The organism is Occallatibacter sp. (genome assembly GCF_036502485.1).
GTDB lineage: Bacteria > Acidobacteriota > Terriglobia > Terriglobales > Acidobacteriaceae > Telmatobacter.
The window spans coordinates 1-19,869 of record NZ_DASXYM010000123.1 but is presented as its reverse complement, the minus strand read 5'-3'; the positions used below and the strand labels follow the sequence as shown (position 1 = coordinate 19,869).

Sequence of the window (19,869 nt, the reverse complement as noted above, 5' to 3'; positions counted from 1 at the left end):
ATGCCCCCCGTCACCGTGATCTTGCAACGCTTGTCCAAAGCCTTGAGCCCCGCAAACTTCTTTTCGATGCGTGCCCCATCCGCGATGCGCGCGATGCGCCCGTCCACCTCCGCCCACGCCTCCGCCGGAATCACATTCGTCTTCGAGCCGCCGCCCGCCAGCCCCACGCTCACCGTGAGCCCGCGCTTCAAATCGGTCCATCCGCTCACTGTCTCAATCGCCCGGGCCAGTTCCCGCAGCGCGCTCGCGCCCTTCTCAAAGTCGACCCCCGCATGCGCCGCCACGCCCTTGATCTCCATCCGCCAGTTGCCCGTCCCCTTGCGCGCCGTCTTATAGGCCAGCCCCTGCGCCGGCTCCAGCACGTACACCCCGCTGCACTCCTCCGCCAGCTTCTCGGTAATGGGCCGCGACACGGGGCTGCCCACCTCCTCATCGCTGTTCAGCAGCACCACCACCTCGCGGTCCAGCAGCCCCGCCTCCGTCAGCATCTCGATCGCCGTAAACGCCATCGCCACGCCCGCCTTCATGTCCAGCGTGCCCGGGCCCCACAGCCGCCCGTCGCCCACCCGGCACGGCATCGTCTTCAGCGTGCCCACCGGCCACACCGTGTCGATGTGCCCCAGCAGCATCACCCGGTCGCCCGCCGCCCGCTTCCGTGGGCCGAACCGCATCTCAAGCACGTCCCCAAACGCCCTCTGCCGGTGCACCTTCACCCGCCCGCCAAGCCCTTGCGCCTGCTCCCTCACCACCGCGCCGCAGGCATCCACCGCGGCTTTGTCGTCCGATGGCGACTCGACCCGCACCAGCTTCTGGATCAGCTCCACCAGCGCCGCTTCCTTGTCGCGCGCCCCCGCCAGCAGCGCCCGCATGGGCACACCCGTTTCAACCCCGGTAGAACCTGTCCCGGAACGTTGCAGCGCCATCCACTCACCTCGACACAAACAGAATGCCCCGATTCTAGGGCATGAGCCGCGTGACAGCCGGGGCCACCCCACAGCTCGCGTGCAAATCTGAACAACGAGCTTCAAAACCGGCGCGCGACTTCACTCGGCCCGATGGGCTGCTCATTTTTGCTCTTTGGCCTTTACTGGATGCGGAAACACTCAATCTCACCAGGCTTTGTCACAAGGGCCGGACTCTCAATCTCACCAGGCTTTGTCACAAGGGCCGGACTCTCAGTCTCACCAGGCTTTGTAACAAGGGCACGGCTTCAGCCGCCGATCAACTGCTCACGTGCCAATCTTTGAGCTTTACAGCTTGCGAACAAAACTGGGATAAGAGCGCTTAGTAACAAGGGCCGGACTTCAGCCGGCCGACAAGCTGCTCACTTGCCAATCTTTGAGCTTTACAGCTTGCGAACAAACTGGGATAAGAGCGCCTTGTAACAAGGGCACGGCTTCAGCCGCCGATCAACTGCTCACGTGCCAATCTTTGAGCTTTACAGCTTGCGAACAAACTGAGATAAGAGCGCTTTGTAACAAGGGCACGGCTTCAGCCGGGCCGAAAAGGCCCCATAAAAATTCGCGGGCTTTAGCCCCTGCCATAGTCGACTTGCCACAAAGGCCGGCCTATTTTCCGCCGCCGGTTCAGGTTGATCGATAAACTGCTCAGAATGTGTGAGCTAGAAGCTAGCAGCTAGCAGCTAGAAGCTAGAAGCTAGTAGCTAGTAGCTAGAAGCTCCCTAAGCCAGCCTCGCCCCCGCCAGCTTCTCCAGCACCCGCACCGGCGCCAGTTCCGGCTCCACCATCGCCGCCGGATCTACCAGAAACGTCTGCTCCAGCGCATACTGCCCCGCCAGCACCGCATGCGGCACCGTCTCCGTGTACACCATCCAGCTCGACCCCGGCGCAAACTGGAAATACTCCTTCGTGCACACGCCCTGAAACTCCGAATCCTCTTTCATGGCATTGTGCAACTGCATCATGAACTCGTCATAAGGCGTGCGCTTCCACTGCGGCACCAGCCCCCCAAGTCCTGTAGCCGAAGCCAGACCCTTCCCCGCCTTCGCCAGAGCCCCGTCCGGGCGCGGAAGCGCCAGCTTGCCGGGCGTAAAGTTGCCCACCACCTTGGGAAAGGCATCGCCCGTCACCCAGTCCCGCGTGCGCGTGGGATGGATGTTGTGAAAGAAACGCAGGATCCGCCAGCCCTTCGTGGGCCGCGTCGGGAACGCATCGGTGTGCAGCAGGTCGTTGCGCTTGCGCGTCGAAAGGTCCCGCCCCTGCTCTTCAATCGGACGATAGCTCGCGTAGTCCAGCACCCAGCGCCGCTGGTAAGGCGCTAGAAATTCGCCCAGAAAATTCTCCACGCTCTTCGAATAGCGCCGCATGATCGCGTGCAACTGCTCCACCGCTTCGGCCGGCGAAGACTTCGCATCCACACCCGTCAGCTCGTCGCGATTAGGTTTGTACGCAATGTTCTTGTGCAGGCTGCTGTGCTTCTGCTTCTGCCCCAGCAGCACCCCAAGATCGGCAATCGGAATCGGCACCGGCGTCTGGGGAAAATAAAGCACGCCCCCGGCCTCAAGCTGCGCGGCCCAGGTTCGCAGCTTCTCAGCGTCCCCGTCTTTGGCTGCGTTCAGCGCGGCTTCCTTGGCAATAGCGTGTACGGGCATCCTGGCCTCTAACCGATGATCTTCGCCCTGATCCAGAGCGTGAGGAAGAACGGCAGCGCGATCACCAGCACCACCAGGCTCGCGGGCAGGCCAAAATCGCGATAGGCAATCGCCATATCCACCGCCGGGTGCCCGTTCATGCGATAAAACAGCAGGCCGAAGATCGCCACCATGGTCGTGATGCAGAATGTGAACAGCGAAGCGGCAAACGTGAGCAACAGGCTTGAGAACAATCCAAAGCCCCGCAGAGGGAAGCCGAAAATCTTTCCACCCTGCGCTCCCGCCGGGCGCCCGGCCTGACTTGATGCGATATGTGCAGATTGCGTCATTCGAGGGGAACCCCTGTCGTCTAGAATACCTATTCGATGGCATCCAGCGCACAGCTTGAACTTTGGCACGCCGAGAAGGTGGCCACCCAGGCCGAAGTGGCCGTTGCTCCCAACGGTATTCGTTACGCCGCCTGGGGAGAGACCCGCATCACCGACGCGGATCTGGAGCGGCTGGTCGCCGCGGTTCCTGAAACCCTCGCCCCCGCCCTCACGCGCCGCGCCTACTACTTCGTCCCCCTCGCCATCGCCGACACCGGCGACACCATGATCGCCCCCGGCTACACCGTGGACCTCGGCGACCGCGCCGTGTGCCACCGCAACGCAACCTTCGGCTCGATGGAGGCAGTCTTCCTCTCCACCCGCCTGGTCGAAGACCGCTTCGGCCTCGCCTTCGAGTTCTTCATCAACGTAGCCCACAACTTTGTGGAGGCCGCCGGCGTTCCGGAGAGCTTTGGCGCCCTCGCCTGGTCGCAGGCACAAGCCCAGGTCCGCGGCGAAACCAGCCAGGACGCCTGGGAAACCCGCCGCCGCGTGCTCGACTCCCGCAACGGCCGCGCCGTCGATGAGCGCGCCCGCAACCTCTACATCGAATCGGCATTCTCCGATGCGCTGGCCATCTACATGCTCTCCCTGGCCGTCGACTTCGACTATCACGATCTGCGCGAGCGCGAGTATCCGCTGCTCGCCGCCCCCGCCCTCGCCGAACGGCTGCGCGCCGTCAATGCCCTCTTCCCCGCCAACCAGGGCTACGACTTCCAGATACACTACCGCCGCAAAAGCTGAGAATCCGGCCTCCCCGCACGTGCCAGGAACCCCTGTGACGGCGCGCACAGCCGGCGCTCTTCAGGTCGCCGATACTTGTCTCCTGCCGCTCGGCCAGCGGCGATAGGGATTCTGTGTCGCAAAATTGCCTTACCCACTCCCGAGCATTGCAAAACCAGAACCCCTCGCACTCCTCGCTGTTAACCACAAAATTAATGAATTACCAAAAAAGTTTCCCACAGAGGGGCTTGACAAAAATTCGCATCGGCGTTGGCAGCACAGCACTTGCAGGAAGACGCAAATCCTGGATTCACCAAATCTACGCTTTGGTTACTATTGATTCGCCTATGTTACTAAAGAGTTTTTCAGGGATATAGATTACTACTCCGTTACTCTAGGGGCTCCGCGCCCGCCACCACAGTGGCCGCAATCAGGACAAGCGATAAGCCGAGCCGGCGACGACGCATCCGCTTCAGACTACCGAACCGGTCCCGCCTGGTTCTTAATGCCGGTTGCCTGTCGTTGCCCGTATCTCTTACTTGCCCGTATATGTCACATGCCAGATCGACCGCGAACCGTCGTCCGACACAAACAGCGATCCATCCTCAGCCACCGTCACGCCCACCGGCCGGCCCCATACGCCGCCGTCCCCCACCGTGAAGCCGGTCAGAAAGTCCTCGTACTCGCCCGTCGCCTTGCCGTTCTTCATCGGGATCCGGACAACTTCATACCCCGTACGCAGCTTGCGGTTCCAGGAGCCGTGCTCGGCGGCAAAGCCGTCGCCCTTGAACTCCGCCGGGAACTGCGAGCCCTCGTAGAAGGTCATCTCCAGCGAGGCGAAGTGCGGATTCACCAGCACATCCGGCGTGATCACCTTCGACTGCAATTCCGGGTGCTTGCCCTTGTGCCGCGGGTCCTGCACGCCACCATGCGTGCCCATGTAGTACCAGGGCCATCCGTAGAAGCCGCCCTCCTCCACGTGCGTCACATAATCGGGTACCAGGTTGTTACCCAGGGCGTCGCGCTCGTTGGTCGAGCACCACAGCTGCCCCGTGGTCGGGTTGATGGCCTCGCCCACGCAGTTGCGGATGCCGGATGCGTACACCTTCACCTGCTTGCCCTCGGGAGTGAACTCGAGCACGTCGGCCCGGTCCTTCTCCTCGGGATGCGTGTCGGGATCGTCCACGTTGGAGTGCGACCCGACGGACGCAAACAGCTTCGTGCCGTCCTTGGAGAAGACCAGGTCGCGCGTCCAGTGGCCGCCGCCGCGCAGGCGTCCGCCGCCGGGCAACTCCGCCAGTTGCTCCATCTTGCCCGCTGCCTTCAGATCGCCGCTCTGGTAGGGGAAGCGCACAATGGCATCGGTGTCCCCGATATAGATGTACTTCGGATTCTCGGCGGGGTAGAACGCAATCCCGAAAGGCTGGTGCAGCCCCTCGGCAAACACCGAGGTCTGCCGCGGGTGGCCGTCCTTGTCCACGCCGCGAAACACCATGATCTTGCCGGCTTCGCTCTCGGCCAGGAAGATGTCGCCGTTCGGAGCGGTGCGCAGCAGCCGCGGGTTCTCCAGGTTGCTGGCGTAAAGATCCACCTTGAAGCCTTTGGGTGCCTGAGGCCAGGCATTCGCGGGCCTGGGAACCATGTCGGCGCCATTGTCTACCGATTCATCCGGCTTGGGACCGGGCAGGTCCGCCGTAGTGAGGTGGCGGCGCGTGCCCGGCGCTTCGTGCGCAGCATCTGTGAATGCGTTCTGGCCTGTCAGAACCTGTTTCTTGTCTGCTTGTGAGAAAACCGGAACGACGAGAAGGGCAGCGACAACCGTGCAGCAGATACGACGCATGAAAGAACCTCGCGCGAGATGGGTGAGCCTTTGAACCGGGGAACCCCGGCTCACTCCTTTGATGACGATAGCGCAGCCAGCGTCCATGCGGAAAGTTGCTCACGCAAAAAGGATTGCGGCTTAAAGTGAGATCAAAATTGAGAGTGGGAAAGATAAAGGAGGGAGGCGGACCGCAGAACTTACCGCAGCCGGGAAAAGCCCGCTGATCAGTCAGATGCTTTAGGCGCAGGCGGAGTTGTCTGTGTTTCTGAATTATTTTGTGGGCTGGCCAGCGACTCAAAGAAAGAGGCCGGCAGCGTGGCCTTGACGACCACCCGGTTCCGCGTCTGGGTGATCTCGGCGGTCTTGAGCAGGTCCTTCAGGCCGCGGTTCGCCGCATCGTCGCTGAGCGGCGCGCTCGCACCTTTGGCAAGACTCACCAGCACGTTGAGTGACCCGGCCTGGGCGGTAGCGGCATCGTCGCTGGGCGCAATCTCCTCCACCCGGAACCGGAGCGCACCCGCCAGCGGCAGTTCGGGCGAGACGCTGGCGATGATCGTGGAGTCTGACTGCAGCGGCAACTGCAGCCCGAACACGTTAATGGCGCCGCTCTCGTTAAAAGGCAGGCCGATCTGGCCGACTCCCCAGGCAAGCGACAGCAGTGGCACCTCGTGAAAGTGTTGCGAAAGCAGCGTTGACCCGGAGAAAGGCAGCGCCGCCGTGCGGTGGCGATCGACGATGGAATGGATCTTTTCCGGTGTCGGGTAGTTGGAAACTGCCACCATGTCATAGCCAATCTGGGAGACGCGCACCGTTCGGCCGTCCGACGGAATCGAAAAAATGGTCTTTCCGCCGTAGCTTTCCTGGGCGGTGGCGTGCGACTCGAACCAGCTGCGAAGTTTGGGGCCGGTGAGCTTGCCCACCAGCACCATGGAATAAGCTACCGTTCCATTGGGCCCGTTGGGGTCGTCCATGCGGTGCAGAGCGATGGCAGCCTGGTCGAGATCACGCTCCCAGTCGATGCCCGTCGCGTCGATGAACTGCTGGTATTCCGGGACCCGCGCAGGGGCCTTGAGGGTTTTGTGGAAAAAGGTCCGCACCGGTCGCAGGTTCATGTAAACGATGCCGTCCGACTCGGGGAGGAGGCGCGCAGCCTCGGGCGGCGCCTTGGATCGCAGGAAGATCGCCAGAGCCAGAAGAATCAGCACCGCGGCAACCACAAACAGCGTTCTACGGGTACGTCGGTTCATTGAGGCGTCAGATTTAAGCTAACACCCCCGGCCGAGCCGTGAGTCCGCGGGCGGTAGGACGCAAGAGAACAGGAATTCCTGCGCGATGCGCCATTGCGCTGGGGCAACGAACGCCGGAGTGTAACCGTGAGATGACAAAAGAGTGACAATAGGCACTTGCCCGACATGCGGTACGCGGTTAAACTCAAGACACTTCCTAGTTTTTAAAATGTCTCCTGCTTCACCTTTCTAGGGTTCTCTGGTGGAATCAAAGTTCGCAAGCGATGTCCGCCTGTCCCTGTTCAGAGCCTCGGTTTTCTTGTATTGAATGTCCACGATTGGCGGATTACCTATGCTCTGCAAAAATTGCGGTGCCGAGGCACTGCGTCGCGAACGGCGGCGCGGCTTGCTCCGAAGGCACATCCTTCCCCACTTCGGTTTGTTTCCTTGGGAGTGCATGTACTGCGGCAAAGTACGGCTTTACAAAAACAAGGGTTACGGCGAAGGCCAGGCGCCTACCTATCCGCCTATGGCGCCCAAGCGCGCGGACGGCCGGGCAGAATCAGCACCTTCGTCCCCACGGTCGGCGTCAAGGGCTCCCGTTCAGTGAGTAGCATCCACAGCCTGTCCGGCGTATAGTAGCCCTACGGCTACTCGCCAGAGGGGTCCCAGGCCGGCTTGCCCATGACATTCCAAACCGAACCTTTGCGTGTTCTTGTCGTCGATGACGAGAAGGTTATCGCCGATAGCCTCGCCATGATTCTCATGACGCGCGGCTATACCGCGCGAGCCGTGTACGATGCCGAGCAGGCCATCGCAGCGGCCGACGAGTTCCAGCCCAACGCGGTCATCTCTGACGTGGTCATGCCCGGCATGAACGGCGTCGACCTGGCAGTCTACTTCGAACACCAGTTCCCCGAATGCAAGGTGCTGCTCATCTCAGGGAATGCGGCAGCGGGCACGCTCCTTGAAGAGTCCGCGAAGCATGGCCACCTGCACATGATTCTCGCCAAGCCGGTGCATCCCGGCCAGATCCTGGAGTTCCTGGCGAGCTGCGCTCCCGTGGCATAGCCGGGCGATGCAGTCAGGCAAGGCCAGTTGAGACTCAGGCAATAGGATCAATCCAAGCAAAAAGGCGCGGCTTTAAGCCACGCCTTTTGTCGTTCTGTAATTTATGTCTTTCCGCGTACAAGAGATGAGATGCGGACCGGATCGCAGGTTGTTGCATCACGGAGATTCCTCCGCGGCACACGGCCCGCGCCGCCGTCAAAAGGTCTGGTCCCGCCCACCGGGGGAACGCGCGACTTCCATAGGGCTCGCGGGCCCCTGCGACTGGGTTTGGCGAATTGTGCAGAAGAGAGATGCCCGGTCAGTCGGCCGCGGCTTCGTTCCGCGCCTGCGGCGCCTGTCCCCTGATCAGATCGAGGAACGCGAACGGCACGTCTTCGACCATGGCGCGTGTGCCCGTGGTGGAAATCATATCCACCAGCTTGCGTGAGTGATCGACCCCGACAATCAGAAAAATGTCGTCTTCGCCTTGAACTCGTACACGTTCACGAACCGAGGGGATCCACATAGAGGAAACTCCGGAACTGGGAATCGGTGGGAGATCTGCAGGCCGCTCTTGCCTGGCCTGTCGGGAAAAGAACGCACACGTACCTGCGTGTAGGGCGTACGATCCCGCAAGGTCGATCGCGAGTTGCCAAAATGCGTGAGGAATCCGCAAAAAGAGGAAGAAAGAGGTTCTTTGCGGTCGCAAGCGAAACGGGTGACTCAGCCCTGTGAACCTAAGCCGTGAAGGCCGCCTCTGCGGGGCAGAAGCGGCCTGGTAGCGGGAAGCCGTATCGCTGTGAAACTAACTCTACACCCGAATTCGGAGTCTGTCAGGGCAAAATTACAGCGCTCGGGGAGAACTGCAGTTGGATGGTTTCGACCAAAACCTAAGTTGCACCATCCAACTTCGAGTGGTCCGGCCCGCTCGCTTTGTGACAGTTCGGCTTGAGTAGGATCCAGGTGCCGGCAAGCGCAAGGCGCCTCGCATGAGCGGCACGCCTCTGGTCGTTTATTGTGTTGTTGGAAGCTTTTCTGGTTCAGAAACGTTTATGTCTTCGGGCCCAATCCGTCTTCTGGTTTTGGTGGTGGACGACGAGCGAGTGATCGCCGACACCCTGGCTCTGATTCTCAGAACCAGGGGACACGACGCCCACGCGGTCTATGACGCCGAGGCAGCCATCGCAGCGGCAGCTGAGCTCGACCCCGACGCACTGATTTCAGATGTGGTTATGCCGGGGATGAACGGAATCGAACTTACTTCTTACTTTGCGGATCACTTCCCCCAATGCAAGGTTCTGCTGATGTCGGGCAACGCCGCCACGACAGGTCTGCTTGAAGATGCAAGGCGGCACGGGTACTTTGTTGAGTTCTTGCCGAAGCCGCTGCTGTCGGAGGACGTGCTGCGTTTCCTCTCGACCTGCGGCAGTCGATATGAGACGTAGCCTCGCTCGGCGTGTGGTCGACTTCCACTGGCCGATTGCAGGCTCGCGCAGCCGCCTGTCTGGGAGAATGACGCTCCTGAGAGTCCCCTAGGACGCCTGTTCGCAGGAGCTGAGATCTTCGACGGTTTTGGCGCTGGGTACGACCCGTAACAGGGCCAGAGGAACGCCGCCTTCCACCTTGCGCACCGCCCCTCGCCGCAAAAGATCGGCTAAATGGCGCGTCTTGTCCACCCGCAGAATGAGGAAGACTTCTTCCCGCCCGCCGATCCGCACGTACTGGCCGGCCCGTGGAGCCGGGGTGCGCACAACCGAAAGCTGCGGCTGGCTCTTCTGTCTGCCATCCGACACAGATAATCTATTCAGACCGCTATCGCCTGTGGTGCCCAAGACATGACCCCGGGAGAAGATAAGTCGACCAATAGGGATTCGGATGCTGAGCTGCAGCACAGAGTTGCTGTCGGGATCGCGCGCTGAGGGCGCATCCGGAGAGTAGGTCCCGGCATGAAAAAGCCCATACAGAAATGGGGCCGGGAGGGTATTTTGTAGGGCGGTAAGCGTTCCTCTCACCGCCCCTGGGGTTCGGCAGGCAAGTCTTTGCGGGAGACTCGCCTGCTGGAGTTTGGTTTTTCTCGGTGTGGTCCTGATCACCTGGATGAAAGCACGCCTTCATCTCGGGGCCACGCGATGTTGTCAACAAGATCGGCTGATCTCCGAAGGATGGTCGATAGACGTACCTCCGAGGGCGGATGCCCGGTTGCCAGGTTGACGAGTGCGGCGATGCCACATCGGACGCGTCGCAGGATAAATACTCGGTCGCCGGGCGGCAGTACCTCCGCCGGCGATCAGGTTAAGCGGCCGGACGGGTTCGTGAAACGGAGTCCGTCCCCGCAAATTCGCCGCCCGCGGCGCCTTCTAGGTTGACCCGGTCAGCGATCTCGGTGAGCACCGCGTCCGCGTTCTCCTCTTCGGCTTCAATGGACTCAAGGAGCGCGGCGTCCTCGTCAAGTCCAAGAATCTCGGCCCACCGGCGTAAGGTGCCATAGACGGCAATCTCGTGGTGCTCCACCTGCTGGGCGGCGCCAATCAGGGCGATGTCGCGGATGGTGGGCTCGGTGGCGTCGGAAATGGTGTCAGACGCCTCGGTGGCCAGACCGTCCATCACCTTGCAGGTCTCGGCCGCGGCCTCCCCAATGTGAGTGCGGAGGATGCTCTCAACCGTCGACACGTGGCCCTGCGTTTCGTCCAGATGCATCCGGAATGCGTCTGCCAGCTCCGGATCCGTGGAGTTCTCGATTAACTTGGGCAGAGATTTCGTAATCTGCTGCTCCATGTCGAGGGCTTTCTTGAGATTGCTGATATAGAGACTGCGTAGATCTTCAATATGGGCCGAAAATATCTTCATTCCTGACTTCCTTTCGAGCTGAATCACTCTAAACGTCTATCGCCCGGGCGGGGCGTCGTTGCCACTTCTCATCTGGTGAGAAAGGCAGAAGGGCACGCAGGTTGCCTCGAACCCGCAGATCAGGACCAGGATTTAAGGAAGGGATGGCAGGTCCGGGCTGAGCGCCCGGCCCCGGCTCGGCAAGCTGATTACTTGATGGAGCTGACAGCGATGGTGTTCTGTTTGAGCTCGCCCTGTACCTTGACGTGCTTGCCTGCGAACGCCGCCAGGTCCGCGGGTTTGCCGGAGAGGGTGTAAATCTTGTCGCCGGACAGCAGAACGTAGGACGAGCCCGCCTTGATGCATTCCTTCGTGCAGTCGGCGTCGGACTTGCCGGGCATCATGTGCTTCTTACCGCACATGGAGTCGCTCACCGTTCCCTCAAAAGATTGAGGGGCGGCAAAGGCCAGCGTCGGACCCAAAGTAAGTGTCAGTGCCAGCAGGGAAGCGGAAAGAGTGTGGGGCTTCTTCATGGAGTTCTCCCGGTGTGATTACGCAGGAACATTATGCAGCAAAGTCGATGCGGGATGAAATGACCCCCCGCCCGGGGACCGGCAAAAAGGTCATTTCCTGCCTCCGTTACTGGCCGCTCTTGGCGCGTGTAGCCTGCGCCATCTCCTCCTGCTGCTGCGCCAGCAGCTCGGCCTGCGCGGCACGCTGCTTCAGGGATCTGGCCATGTAGTAGCAGTGCTCAATGGTGCCGCGGCGCAGCTTGTCGTTGTACATGACCGAATTAGCCTGGTGGACGGTGAGCATGGCGTCATGGATCTCGGCCTCAGCTCGATATTCCAGCGCTTTCGCCTGGTAGTACTGGGCAAGGCGCTCATGATCTTCCGTGGTCGCTGCGGTGGAGACCAGGGTCTGGAGCTGGCGAGCCGATAGCCGCTCCGGCGTGGTTTCGGGCAGGTACGCGGATCGCGTGAAACGGGACTGGGCCGGGATCGCAAGAGTGGCGCAAGCTGCGATCAAAAAAAGACAAATGGTGCGGATCACAAGGAATTCTCCTTACACAAGGTAAGATGACGGCGCGCGGCCATACGAGGCCTGAGGCCGGGCTCGGCACATTGCGAGGAGAAGAAAGATCGGACGGGCCGCTTCATCTATACAGGTGGAAGTATGTTCCTCGCGGCCCCTTGAGAAAGTGATCTCAATCACCGGCAATCTCGATCACGAGCTGCACCCTGACTCATTTCAGCGGCTTGACGCTGCTCACCGGCGTCGCTCCCTGGCCATAGGGCTCCAGGCGGAAGCTGTCCGCTTTCTTGTCGTATTTGACGCTGGCCTGCGAAACCAGCTTGCCCGCGCCCTCGCCGTCGCCATTAAGGGTGACCTGCAAAAACGCCAGCGGGTACTTCTTCGAAACCGGTCGGGAGTTGGTCTCAAACAGCGACATCCGACGCGCCGAGATCATGGTGATGACCGTCTTGTCGCCATCCTGCCATTTCTCCGCCACCGCAATCTGGTTTCCGGTATCGCCCATCTTGTTGATCCGGCCCGCATCAAGCTTCTGCAGCTCTTCGAGCAGCGCGTCCTGCCCTTTTTCTTTCAGGATGGCCCCCAGTTGCTTGATGTCATCCTGCGTGGACCATTTGGTGATGGTGAAGTTGAACTGGACCTGTTGCGAACCGTTGGTCTGCGCGGTCTGGGCAATAGCGGTGTAGGCATCGTTCTGGGCATTCGCCCTCGGGGCCAACCCGGTCAGGCAGAGAACTACCGCCAGAACCAGCATCTTCTTGGACATACAAGTGCCTCCGTACCTCGGGACCTGGGATGCCGACACCGTAGCTGCGGTAAGTGGGTTCTGAAACAGGCACTTTTACCAGTCCGAGGACAAGGAGGCAGGCTCATCGTTCCGAACTGGGAACGAGCCGTATTTCCGGCACCTGTAACCGTGCGTCCTTATTCCCTTCCATGCCTGAGTTCTGTCATACTTGATTGTGCCCACCAGGTATTCCCAAACCCAACATTCAGGCCAAGAGGTTGCATTGATGTCGGCAAAGTATGTCTTTGTGACGGGTGGAGTTGTGTCCAGTTTAGGCAAGGGTCTCGCGGCGGCATCAATCGGCTGCCTGCTGGAGAGCCGCGGCCTCCGCGTAAATATGATGAAGTTCGATCCCTATCTGAACGTGGATCCCGGAACCATGTCGCCGTTTCAGCACGGCGAGGTCTTCGTGACCGACGACGGAGCGGAGACCGACCTCGACCTTGGACATTACGAGCGGTTTACGCACGCTCCCTTGTCCCGCGACAACAACCTGACCACCGGCCGCATTTACGAGCAGATCATTCTCAAGGAGCGGCGCGGCGACTACCTGGGCAAGACCGTCCAGGTCATTCCCCACGTGACCAATGAGATCAAGAACGCCATGCGGAAGGTCTCGGCCAACGGCGCGGATGTGACCATCGTGGAGATCGGCGGGACCGTGGGCGACATCGAGTCGCTGCCGTTTCTTGAGGCAATCCGCCAGATGCGGCAGGAACTCGGCCGCGAGAATACGGTGTTCGTCCACCTCACCCTGGTCCCGTGGATCGCCGCCGCGCAGGAGCTGAAGACCAAACCCACGCAGCACTCCGTCAAGGAGCTGCTGTCCATCGGGATCCAGGCCGATGTGCTGCTGTGCCGCAGTGACCGCAACCTGAGCCGCGAGATGCGGCAGAAGATTGCCGCCTTCTGCAACGTGGAGGAGCGGGCCGTGATCGGGGCGACCACGGTGCCTTCAATCTACGAAGTGCCGCTCAACTTTGCCGCCGAAGGGCTGGATGGGCTGATCCTGAAGTATCTGCACAGGGAAGCGCCGGAGGCCGCCCTCAACGATTGGAAGGACCTGGCGCACCGCGTGCATCACCCCAAGGACGACGTCAACATCGCCATAGTCGGCAAGTATGTGGAGTACGAGGACAGCTACAAGTCGCTGAAAGAAGCCCTGACCCACGGCGCCATGTCGCAGAACCTCAAGCTCAACATCACGTGGATTGAGGCGGAGGGCCTGGAGTCGCAGACGCCCGACGATCGTGGCTATCAGGAGCAGCTTGCCGGATACGACGGCATCCTGGTGCCCGGCGGATTCGGCAAGCGCGGTATTGAGGGCATGCTGAACGCCATCCGCTACGCGCGGGAGAAGAAGGTGCCGTATTTCGGCATCTGCCTGGGCATGCAGACCGCCTGCATCGAGTTTGCGCGCAACGTGTGCGGATTAAAGGACGCGAATTCCAGCGAGTTTGACCCCGCCACCCAGCATCGCGTCATCTACAAACTGCGCGAACTGCTGGGCGTGGAAGAGATGGGCGGCACCATGCGCCTGGGTGCCTGGACCTGCATCATGCAGGAAGGCACGCTGGCCTCCAGAGCTTACGGCGGCGCGACGGAGATCAGCGAGCGCCATCGCCATCGCTACGAGTTCAATCGCGAGTACGAGGCCCTGCTGACCGGCGCGGGTCTGCAGATCAGCGGAACGACGCCGGATCAGACCTACGTTGAAATCGTCGAGATTCCAGGGCACCCGTACTTCCTCGGCTGCCAGTTCCATCCCGAGTTCAAGTCGAAGCCGCTGGAGCCGCATCCCCTCTTCCGGGAATTCGTCACCGCCAGCTATAAGAATCGGGCGACGCGGCAGGAGCAGGGTACACTCGCGGCGCAGACCATTCAATAACACGTCCTCATCCCTGACAACAGACGGTGCGCCTTCCCGGCGCGCCGTTTCTTGATTGCGGCCCGGTTCGCCTCGGCTTGGGAAATGGCAGGATGGCCTGATCCAAAAATCCAGATGCAAGCGGCCCAAGCATCGGCCATGGAAAGGCCTGAACTGCCATGGCGCGGAGATCGAACAGATTGAAGCGGGAGATCGTGAGCATTGTCACCATATTGGTGGTTCTGCTTCTCTACGTTCCCTTCATGGAGCAGGCCTGGGCCATCTACGCTGCCATTTGCGGCGGCTACACAACGCTCGTGATCGGTCTTCTGTGGAGTGACGGGAAATGGGCCCGCTACATCGCAGACAGCGGGCGAACAACGCGGGAACTTGTCCAGGCTCATATTTGCATTCTGTTGCTCATCGTCCTCTGGATCTGGACGTGCCGGTATTCGAAACCATGGCTTCCCCAGTGGATGTTCAATTTCGGAGCAGGCGAAATAACGCTGTACCTGATCTTTTCAGGCCTCGGGATCGTGGCGATCTGGTGGGGCGAGCAGAGCTGGCTGTCGAAGCCGGCGAAAAGACATCTTGCCGGCCCGGTGGCGCGGCGCTAAAAATCCTCCCTGCCGGCGGGAGTGTCTCTGATCGCACAGCGAAGAATTGCAAAATTGAGCCGGCGCATCGTGGCAGAACTCCTGCAATCCCCAGCGGCATTGGAGGCTGAGGCCTTCGAGGCCCCCCGGAAGCGGACAGCCTGAGCCCTGATGGAAGGCGGTGGGAAGGAACTGCCTTAGAATCTCACTGTGAGCCACTCTTTTGAAATCGGGCCGGTGCAGGTGGGCGCCGGCCGTCTCTTCCTCATTGCAGGCCCCTGCGTGATCGAATCCGAAAAGCATGCCCGGTCGATGGCGGATGCGATCCAGAGAATCACGTCGGACCTGAGCGTGCCCTGCATCTTCAAAGCCAGCTACGACAAAGCCAATCGCACCAGCGTGAAGAGCTTTCGCGGGCCGGGACTGGTCGAGGGCGCGCGGATTCTGGGGCGCATCGCCCAGGATACGGGTCTGCCCGTGCTCACCGATGTGCACGAACCGGCGCATTGCGAGGTGGCCGCCGAAGCCGTCGATGTGCTGCAGATACCGGCGTTTCTCTGCCGGCAAACTGACCTGCTGGTGGCGGCAGGCAAAACCGGCCGCGCCGTAAACATCAAGAAAGGCCAGTTCGTGGCGCCGTGGGACATGACCCATCCGGTCGAGAAAGTGCGATCGACGGGCAATGAGCGAGTGTTCCTCACCGAACGCGGAGCCAGCTTCGGCTACAACACGCTCGTGGTCGATTACCGCTCGCTGCCCGTGATGCGCGCAATGGCGCCCGTCGTCTTTGACGGCACCCACAGCGTGCAGCAGCCCAGCGCAGCCAACGGCGTGAGCGGCGGGCAGCCGCAGTTCATTCCGTTGCTGGCGCGCGCTGCCGTTGCGGCTGGAGTCGACGGGCTGTTTCTCGAGGTGCACGACAACCCCGAGTGCGCCCGGTCGGATGGGGCGAACGCGCTCCGCCTGGACTTGTTGAAGCCGCTGCTCGAGACCTTGCTGGCGATTCATGCGGCAGCGCCCTCCGTGGCAGGCTAGTGGGTGGATGGATGATCGCCGTGAGTGCAGGCACGATGCGGTTGTCACCTTCGAGGGGCGTTACTCTCCTGCGTGGGCTTGCCGTTCTGGCGCTGCTGGCGGGGATGCCGCTTTCCGTCGCGGCCCAGAAGCGTGTGACCGTTGCGCAATTGGAGAAACTCCTTTCTGCTCAGCCCTCTGCAAAAAAGACGGACGTGTCCCTGATGCAGCAGATCGCGGGCATGGAACTGACGGAGCGTCTCTCGCCAACGAAGCTTGCCGGCCTGATGACGCATCTGGACCCTGCCTCGGGAACGGCCGTTGCGTTGCGGCTCATGGCGGATCAATCGGCATTTCTCGATCCGCCGGAGAGCGAGCAGTCGGCCCTGGCGGCCCCCGACAGCGATCGGCAGCGCGCGATGCTGGAGGCGGCGCGGACTTACGTGAATCAAGCGATGCCGCGATTGCCAGACTTTCTGGCCACGCGGGTGATCGACCTTTACGATGACAGGCCCTGGGCGGTGAAGCCTGGGGACTGGCCGACGCGCCAGGGACTGCATCTCACGGGGACGTCGAGCGGCGAAGTTTCCGTCCGCAGCGAGCGGGAGAATCAGCCGGCGACGCAGGCTTCCTCCGTATGGCAGGCCAGGATCGGCCTGGTGTCAGGAGGCGAGTTCGGCAACACGCTCGGCATGATCGTGGCCGATACGGCGCAGGGAAAGATCAGCTGGAGCCATTGGGAATCGACCACCACGGGCGCGGTTGCGGTGTATCGCTATGAGGTGCCCGCATCGGCTTCTCACTATGAAGTCCTCAGCACATTGCGGCGGGAAGCCGAGGTCGCCGGGATGGCGACGCCCGATGGCGGCTCGCGAAAGATCCAGGGCATCGGGCTCAGGCCGAACGTGACCGGCGCCAACGTGTCAATCGTCCACACCAGGCCGGGTTACCACGGATCCATCTGGATCAATCCCGCTGATGGAACCGTTTTGCGGATCACCATGGACGCCGATTTATCCAGGGGCGTGCCGTTCCGGCGGGCAGCAATTCTTATCGAGTACGGCGCGGTGGAAATCAGCGGCAGCACATTTGTATGCCCGGTGCGCAGCATCGCCCTTTCCAGGTCCATGACCGCAGGCGAAAACGCGACCGGAGATGCGCCCACGGAGTGGCTGAACGAGACCCGCTTTGTCGGCTACCACCGCTTCGCCTCGACCACCCGCATGGTGGCGGACAGCCCTGGCGCATCGACTCCGCCGACGGCTCCGGCCTCCATCCCGGCTCCCTCGGCGGTCGAAGCAAACGGTGAAGATGCTGCCGCGCCTTCGCCGCAGAAGACGGCGAGTTCCGCGGCGCCGGCTTCGGCCGTGCCTGGAGAGAACACGACGTCCAACCCGGAGGCAACGCCCTCCCCGCTTGAGCCCGGTGGAATTCCAGCGGCCGGAGGTGCGCCATCCGCGACCATTCCAGGTACCGGCGCGACCCTGTACATCGACGTGCCCGAGGTGGCGGTGCCGGTTGTGGTTCGCGACAAAAAAGGACACGCATTGGGTGGCCTCAGCAAGACCGATTTCACGGTTCTTGATAACGGCAAACCGTGCGACATTGTCGGATTCACGGTGGTAAAGGCGACGGCCAGCGACGAACAGAAAGCCGGACCTTCAAATCCGCAAGTGGGTGCGTCTGCGAGCCCTGCGGGTGTGCCGGCCCCTGCACAGAATCGATTTGTAGTCTTCTTGTTCGATGACCGGCACATGGACAGCTCCGATCTCTCCAACGCGCAGAATGCCGCGATCAAGATGCTCGATCAGCCTCTTGCCGATGGAGAATACGCGGATGTGCTGTCGTTCATGGGGACGAACTCGGGATTCACGCGAGACCGGGCGGCCCTGCAGGCAACCATCAAAAAGTTGGCCGTTCACCGGTCCACGCAGCATAGCAAGGACGATTGTCCGGACGTTGACTACTTCTCTGCCGACCGGATCATTAACAAGCACGATTCCGAAGAATTCCAGATCGCCGTGCGCAAGGCCATGGACTGTTCGGGCATTCAGACTTTCTCGCCCTCGTCGAGTCCCTCCAGTGGAATTGATAACGCCAATAGTCCCTATGAACGCATGGCGGCCTCTGCCGCCTCGCACGCACTTGCTGTGGGCGAAGAAGATGCGCGGATGTCGCTGATGTCGATTGACTCCGTGGTGAAGGCCATGGCCAGGCTGCCGGGGCAGAGAACGCTGATCCTGGTGTCGCCAGGATTTCTGGCGATTTCCCCCGACGCAATGGGCTTCAAGTCGCTCGTTTTCAACCAGGCTGCGGCAGCCAGCGTCGTGATCAATGCGCTCGATGCGCGGGGCTTGTACGTGGGCAATGTGAGTGCCAGCGAAGGTGGCAGCGGCGTGGCCGTTAGCCAGATGAATGGGTCCCTTTCGCAGGATCGTCTCTCCTCGATGGAGTCCAGCGAAAATGTGATGGCAGAGATGGCGGAAGGCACCGGGGGAACGTTTTTTCACAATAACAACGATCTGCAAGGCGGACTTCAGAACCTGGCGGCGCCTCCGGACTACCTGTATTTGCTGGAGATTTCTCTGAAGCACGCCAGGAAGAACGGTGCCTATCACGCCCTGCGCGTGAAAGTGAATGAGCCGGGAACCGAGGTGCAGGCACGCCGGGGCTATGTGGCGGCCAAGCCGGAAAAGGGAAAGAAGTAGCCGCCTTCTGCTGGCTGGCGAGCCCGCCAGCTATAGTGGACACGCTATGGATCGCCGTTCCTTTCTCGCTTCCAGTACGCTCGCGTCGTTGTACTCCGCCACTGCCTCCGCGTGGCCCGCGGCTTCAACCAATACACCGGCGCCCACCGCCGCTCTCGATACGTCGCGGCATCGGTTTGGCGTGAACTACACCCCTTCGCGCAACTGGTGGTTCTGCTGGAACGACTGGGAGGCGGGCTCCATCGCGCGGGATCTCGACGCCATTGCGGGGCTGGGCGCGGATCACCTGCGCATCATGCTGGTGTGGCCCTTTTTTCAGCCCAATCCCAAATGGGTGAGCACCGCGCATCTCGAGCGCCTGGATCAATTGCTTAAGCTGATGGGCGAGCGCCATCTCGACGCCCTGGTGACAGTCTTCACCGGGCAGCTCAGCGGCTGGTACTTCCTGCCATCCTTCAACCGGCTCAGCGACGGCTTCTACACAAAGCCGGAAATGTGGGCCGCGCAGGAGCTGTTTGTGCGCGAGCTGGCGCGCGTAATGAGGCCGCACCCCAACATCATCGGATTTGACTTCGGCAACGAGCTGAATACGTGCTGGCAGGCGCCCCAGCCCGCGGGCGACGCGTGGATGGCCAAGATGTTCGCGCTCATGAATGAGGTTGTGCCCGCTGGCCTGCACGTCAACGGCGTCGATCATCATCCCTGGTTTGAAGACGACACGTTCTCGCAGAAGGCCCTCGCCGCAGCCAGGTTTCCGGTCATGCATTGCTATCCGTGGTGGACCAATGCTCTGCAATATGGCGGGGCCATGGACCCGCCTAGTGTGAAACTGCTGGCGGCAATGGCGGCCCTGATCCGCAGCTACGCGGGCGATGTGCGAAAGCCCGTATGGGCGGGCGAATTCAATACCTGCATCGAGGCGCTGCCGGAGAAAGGCCAGGCGGAGTGGCTGGAGAAAGCAGTCACTGCGGCCATCGAGCAGGGAGTCAGCTGGTTCAGCTACTGGGACTCGCATGATGTGGATCGCCACTTCGAGTTCAACCCGCTCGAGTACACGCTCGGTCTGCTGACCAACGATGGACGCGTGAAGGAGCAGGGGCGCGTATTCAAACAGTTGGCCGGCGCCTACCGCGGAAAGCCCGTAAAGTTCCCCACGGCCGCCCCGCCTGCGGCCCCCCGGACACACACCCTGCAGGCCACCTGGAAGTGGATCAACGACTGGTTGGGCTGGAAGCC

General features: G+C 61.3%; 19 protein-coding genes. 8 read left to right on the top strand and 11 right to left on the bottom strand.

Annotation, left to right across the window (positions count from 1 at the left end; genetic code table 11):
• From VGL22_RS16085 to VGL22_RS16075, 3 genes are all read right to left on the bottom strand, one after another.
• Positions 1 to 923, bottom strand: a 923-nt coding sequence (locus VGL22_RS16085; protein ID WP_465267958.1) for a M20/M25/M40 family metallo-hydrolase, incomplete at its 3' end; no start/stop codon positions are given.
• Between the two features lie 758 nt (positions 924 to 1,681).
• The gene (locus VGL22_RS16080; RefSeq protein ID WP_465267957.1) at positions 1,682 to 2,611 is read right to left on the bottom strand and encodes a Kdo hydroxylase family protein; all 930 of its coding nucleotides are present in this window, start codon (positions 2,609 to 2,611) and stop codon (positions 1,682 to 1,684) included.
• A gap of 8 nt (positions 2,612 to 2,619) precedes the next feature.
• Positions 2,620 to 2,940 (bottom strand): hypothetical protein, encoded by a 321-nt coding sequence (locus VGL22_RS16075; RefSeq protein ID WP_465267956.1) that lies wholly within the window; start codon positions 2,938 to 2,940, stop codon positions 2,620 to 2,622.
• A gap of 36 nt (positions 2,941 to 2,976) precedes the next feature.
• Here VGL22_RS16075 and VGL22_RS16070 point away from each other — a divergent pair, with 36 nt between their 5' ends.
• Positions 2,977 to 3,723, top strand: a complete 747-nt coding sequence (locus tag VGL22_RS16070) for a hypothetical protein (RefSeq protein WP_465267955.1) — start codon at positions 2,977 to 2,979, stop codon at positions 3,721 to 3,723.
• 514 nt (positions 3,724 to 4,237) lie between these two features.
• Here VGL22_RS16070 and VGL22_RS16065 read toward each other — a convergent pair.
• Both VGL22_RS16065 and VGL22_RS16060 read right to left on the bottom strand, forming a co-directional pair.
• Positions 4,238 to 5,542, bottom strand: a complete 1,305-nt coding sequence (locus VGL22_RS16065; protein ID WP_465267954.1) for a PQQ-dependent sugar dehydrogenase — start codon at positions 5,540 to 5,542, stop codon at positions 4,238 to 4,240.
• A 206-nt stretch (positions 5,543 to 5,748) separates the two neighbouring features.
• Entirely contained in the window at positions 5,749 to 6,771 is a 1,023-nt protein-coding gene (locus VGL22_RS16060; RefSeq protein WP_465267953.1) for a hypothetical protein, read from the bottom strand.
• A gap of 663 nt (positions 6,772 to 7,434) precedes the next feature.
• Between VGL22_RS16060 and VGL22_RS16055 the strand changes: the two genes are divergently transcribed.
• Positions 7,435 to 7,821 (top strand): response regulator, encoded by a 387-nt coding sequence (locus VGL22_RS16055; RefSeq protein WP_465267952.1) that lies wholly within the window; start codon positions 7,435 to 7,437, stop codon positions 7,819 to 7,821.
• 298 nt (positions 7,822 to 8,119) lie between these two features.
• On the opposite strand, the gene VGL22_RS16050 is transcribed toward VGL22_RS16055, so the two are convergent.
• Positions 8,120 to 8,326, bottom strand: coding sequence for a hypothetical protein (locus tag VGL22_RS16050; RefSeq protein ID WP_465267951.1), 207 nt, complete (start codon positions 8,324 to 8,326; stop codon positions 8,120 to 8,122).
• Between the two features lie 463 nt (positions 8,327 to 8,789).
• Between VGL22_RS16050 and VGL22_RS16045 the strand changes: the two genes are divergently transcribed.
• On the top strand, positions 8,790 to 9,245 hold the full coding sequence (locus VGL22_RS16045; RefSeq protein WP_465267950.1) for a response regulator: 456 nt from the start codon (positions 8,790 to 8,792) through the stop codon (positions 9,243 to 9,245).
• Positions 9,246 to 9,332: 87 nt separating this feature from the next.
• Here VGL22_RS16045 and VGL22_RS16040 read toward each other — a convergent pair whose 3' ends face one another.
• The 5 genes from VGL22_RS16040 to VGL22_RS16020 all read right to left on the bottom strand — a co-directional run bounded on the left by VGL22_RS16040 (position 9,333) and on the right by VGL22_RS16020 (position 12,427).
• Positions 9,333 to 9,593 carry a hypothetical protein gene (locus VGL22_RS16040; protein WP_465267949.1) on the bottom strand — a complete coding sequence of 87 codons (261 nt, stop codon included), beginning with the start codon at positions 9,591 to 9,593 and terminating at the stop codon, positions 9,333 to 9,335.
• Positions 9,594 to 10,092: 499 nt separating this feature from the next.
• Positions 10,093 to 10,647: a YciE/YciF ferroxidase family protein gene (locus tag VGL22_RS16035; RefSeq protein ID WP_465267948.1), complete on the bottom strand. Its 555-nt coding sequence runs from the start codon at positions 10,645 to 10,647 to the stop codon at positions 10,093 to 10,095.
• Between the two features lie 188 nt (positions 10,648 to 10,835).
• Positions 10,836 to 11,159, bottom strand: a complete 324-nt coding sequence (locus tag VGL22_RS16030; protein ID WP_465267947.1) for a hypothetical protein — start codon at positions 11,157 to 11,159, stop codon at positions 10,836 to 10,838.
• Positions 11,160 to 11,265: 106 nt separating this feature from the next.
• Positions 11,266 to 11,679 carry a hypothetical protein gene (locus VGL22_RS16025; protein ID WP_465267946.1) on the bottom strand — a complete coding sequence of 138 codons (414 nt, stop codon included), beginning with the start codon at positions 11,677 to 11,679 and terminating at the stop codon, positions 11,266 to 11,268.
• Between the two features lie 193 nt (positions 11,680 to 11,872).
• Positions 11,873 to 12,427, bottom strand: coding sequence for a hypothetical protein (locus tag VGL22_RS16020; protein ID WP_465267945.1), 555 nt, complete (start codon positions 12,425 to 12,427; stop codon positions 11,873 to 11,875).
• Between the two features lie 247 nt (positions 12,428 to 12,674).
• Between VGL22_RS16020 and VGL22_RS16015 the strand changes: the two genes are divergently transcribed.
• The 5 genes from VGL22_RS16015 to VGL22_RS15995 form a co-directional block, all read left to right on the top strand.
• On the top strand, positions 12,675 to 14,336 hold the full coding sequence (locus tag VGL22_RS16015; protein WP_465267944.1) for a CTP synthase: 1,662 nt from the start codon (positions 12,675 to 12,677) through the stop codon (positions 14,334 to 14,336).
• A gap of 179 nt (positions 14,337 to 14,515) precedes the next feature.
• On the top strand, positions 14,516 to 14,932 hold the full coding sequence (locus tag VGL22_RS16010) for a hypothetical protein (RefSeq protein WP_465267943.1): 417 nt from the start codon (positions 14,516 to 14,518) through the stop codon (positions 14,930 to 14,932).
• Positions 14,933 to 15,121: 189 nt separating this feature from the next.
• Complete coding sequence (kdsA, locus tag VGL22_RS16005; protein ID WP_465267942.1) at positions 15,122 to 15,946, top strand: 3-deoxy-8-phosphooctulonate synthase; 825 nt, start codon at positions 15,122 to 15,124, stop codon at positions 15,944 to 15,946.
• 35 nt (positions 15,947 to 15,981) lie between these two features.
• Positions 15,982 to 18,633, top strand: a complete 2,652-nt coding sequence (locus VGL22_RS16000; protein ID WP_465267941.1) for a VWA domain-containing protein — start codon at positions 15,982 to 15,984, stop codon at positions 18,631 to 18,633.
• Positions 18,634 to 18,679: 46 nt separating this feature from the next.
• The coding region (locus VGL22_RS15995; protein WP_465267940.1) for a glycoside hydrolase 5 family protein at positions 18,680 to 19,869 on the top strand (1,190 nt) is incomplete at its 3' end.

Coding starts and splice junctions, on each gene's coding strand:
- VGL22_RS16080 (WP_465267957.1), bottom strand. CDS start 2,611: ATGCCCGTACACGCTATTGCCAAGGAAGCCGCGCTGAACGCAGCCAAA.
- VGL22_RS16075 (WP_465267956.1), bottom strand. CDS start 2,940: ATGACGCAATCTGCACATATCGCATCAAGTCAGGCCGGGCGCCCGGCG.
- VGL22_RS16070 (WP_465267955.1), top strand. CDS start 2,977: ATGGCATCCAGCGCACAGCTTGAACTTTGGCACGCCGAGAAGGTGGCC.
- VGL22_RS16065 (WP_465267954.1), bottom strand. CDS start 5,542: ATGCGTCGTATCTGCTGCACGGTTGTCGCTGCCCTTCTCGTCGTTCCG.
- VGL22_RS16060 (WP_465267953.1), bottom strand. CDS start 6,771: ATGAACCGACGTACCCGTAGAACGCTGTTTGTGGTTGCCGCGGTGCTG.
- VGL22_RS16055 (WP_465267952.1), top strand. CDS start 7,435: ATGACATTCCAAACCGAACCTTTGCGTGTTCTTGTCGTCGATGACGAG.
- VGL22_RS16050 (WP_465267951.1), bottom strand. CDS start 8,326: ATGTGGATCCCCTCGGTTCGTGAACGTGTACGAGTTCAAGGCGAAGAC.
- VGL22_RS16045 (WP_465267950.1), top strand. CDS start 8,790: ATGAGCGGCACGCCTCTGGTCGTTTATTGTGTTGTTGGAAGCTTTTCT.
- VGL22_RS16035 (WP_465267948.1), bottom strand. CDS start 10,647: ATGAAGATATTTTCGGCCCATATTGAAGATCTACGCAGTCTCTATATC.
- VGL22_RS16030 (WP_465267947.1), bottom strand. CDS start 11,159: ATGAAGAAGCCCCACACTCTTTCCGCTTCCCTGCTGGCACTGACACTT.
- VGL22_RS16020 (WP_465267945.1), bottom strand. CDS start 12,427: ATGTCCAAGAAGATGCTGGTTCTGGCGGTAGTTCTCTGCCTGACCGGG.
- VGL22_RS16015 (WP_465267944.1), top strand. CDS start 12,675: ATGTCGGCAAAGTATGTCTTTGTGACGGGTGGAGTTGTGTCCAGTTTA.
- VGL22_RS16000 (WP_465267941.1), top strand. CDS start 15,982: ATGCGGTTGTCACCTTCGAGGGGCGTTACTCTCCTGCGTGGGCTTGCC.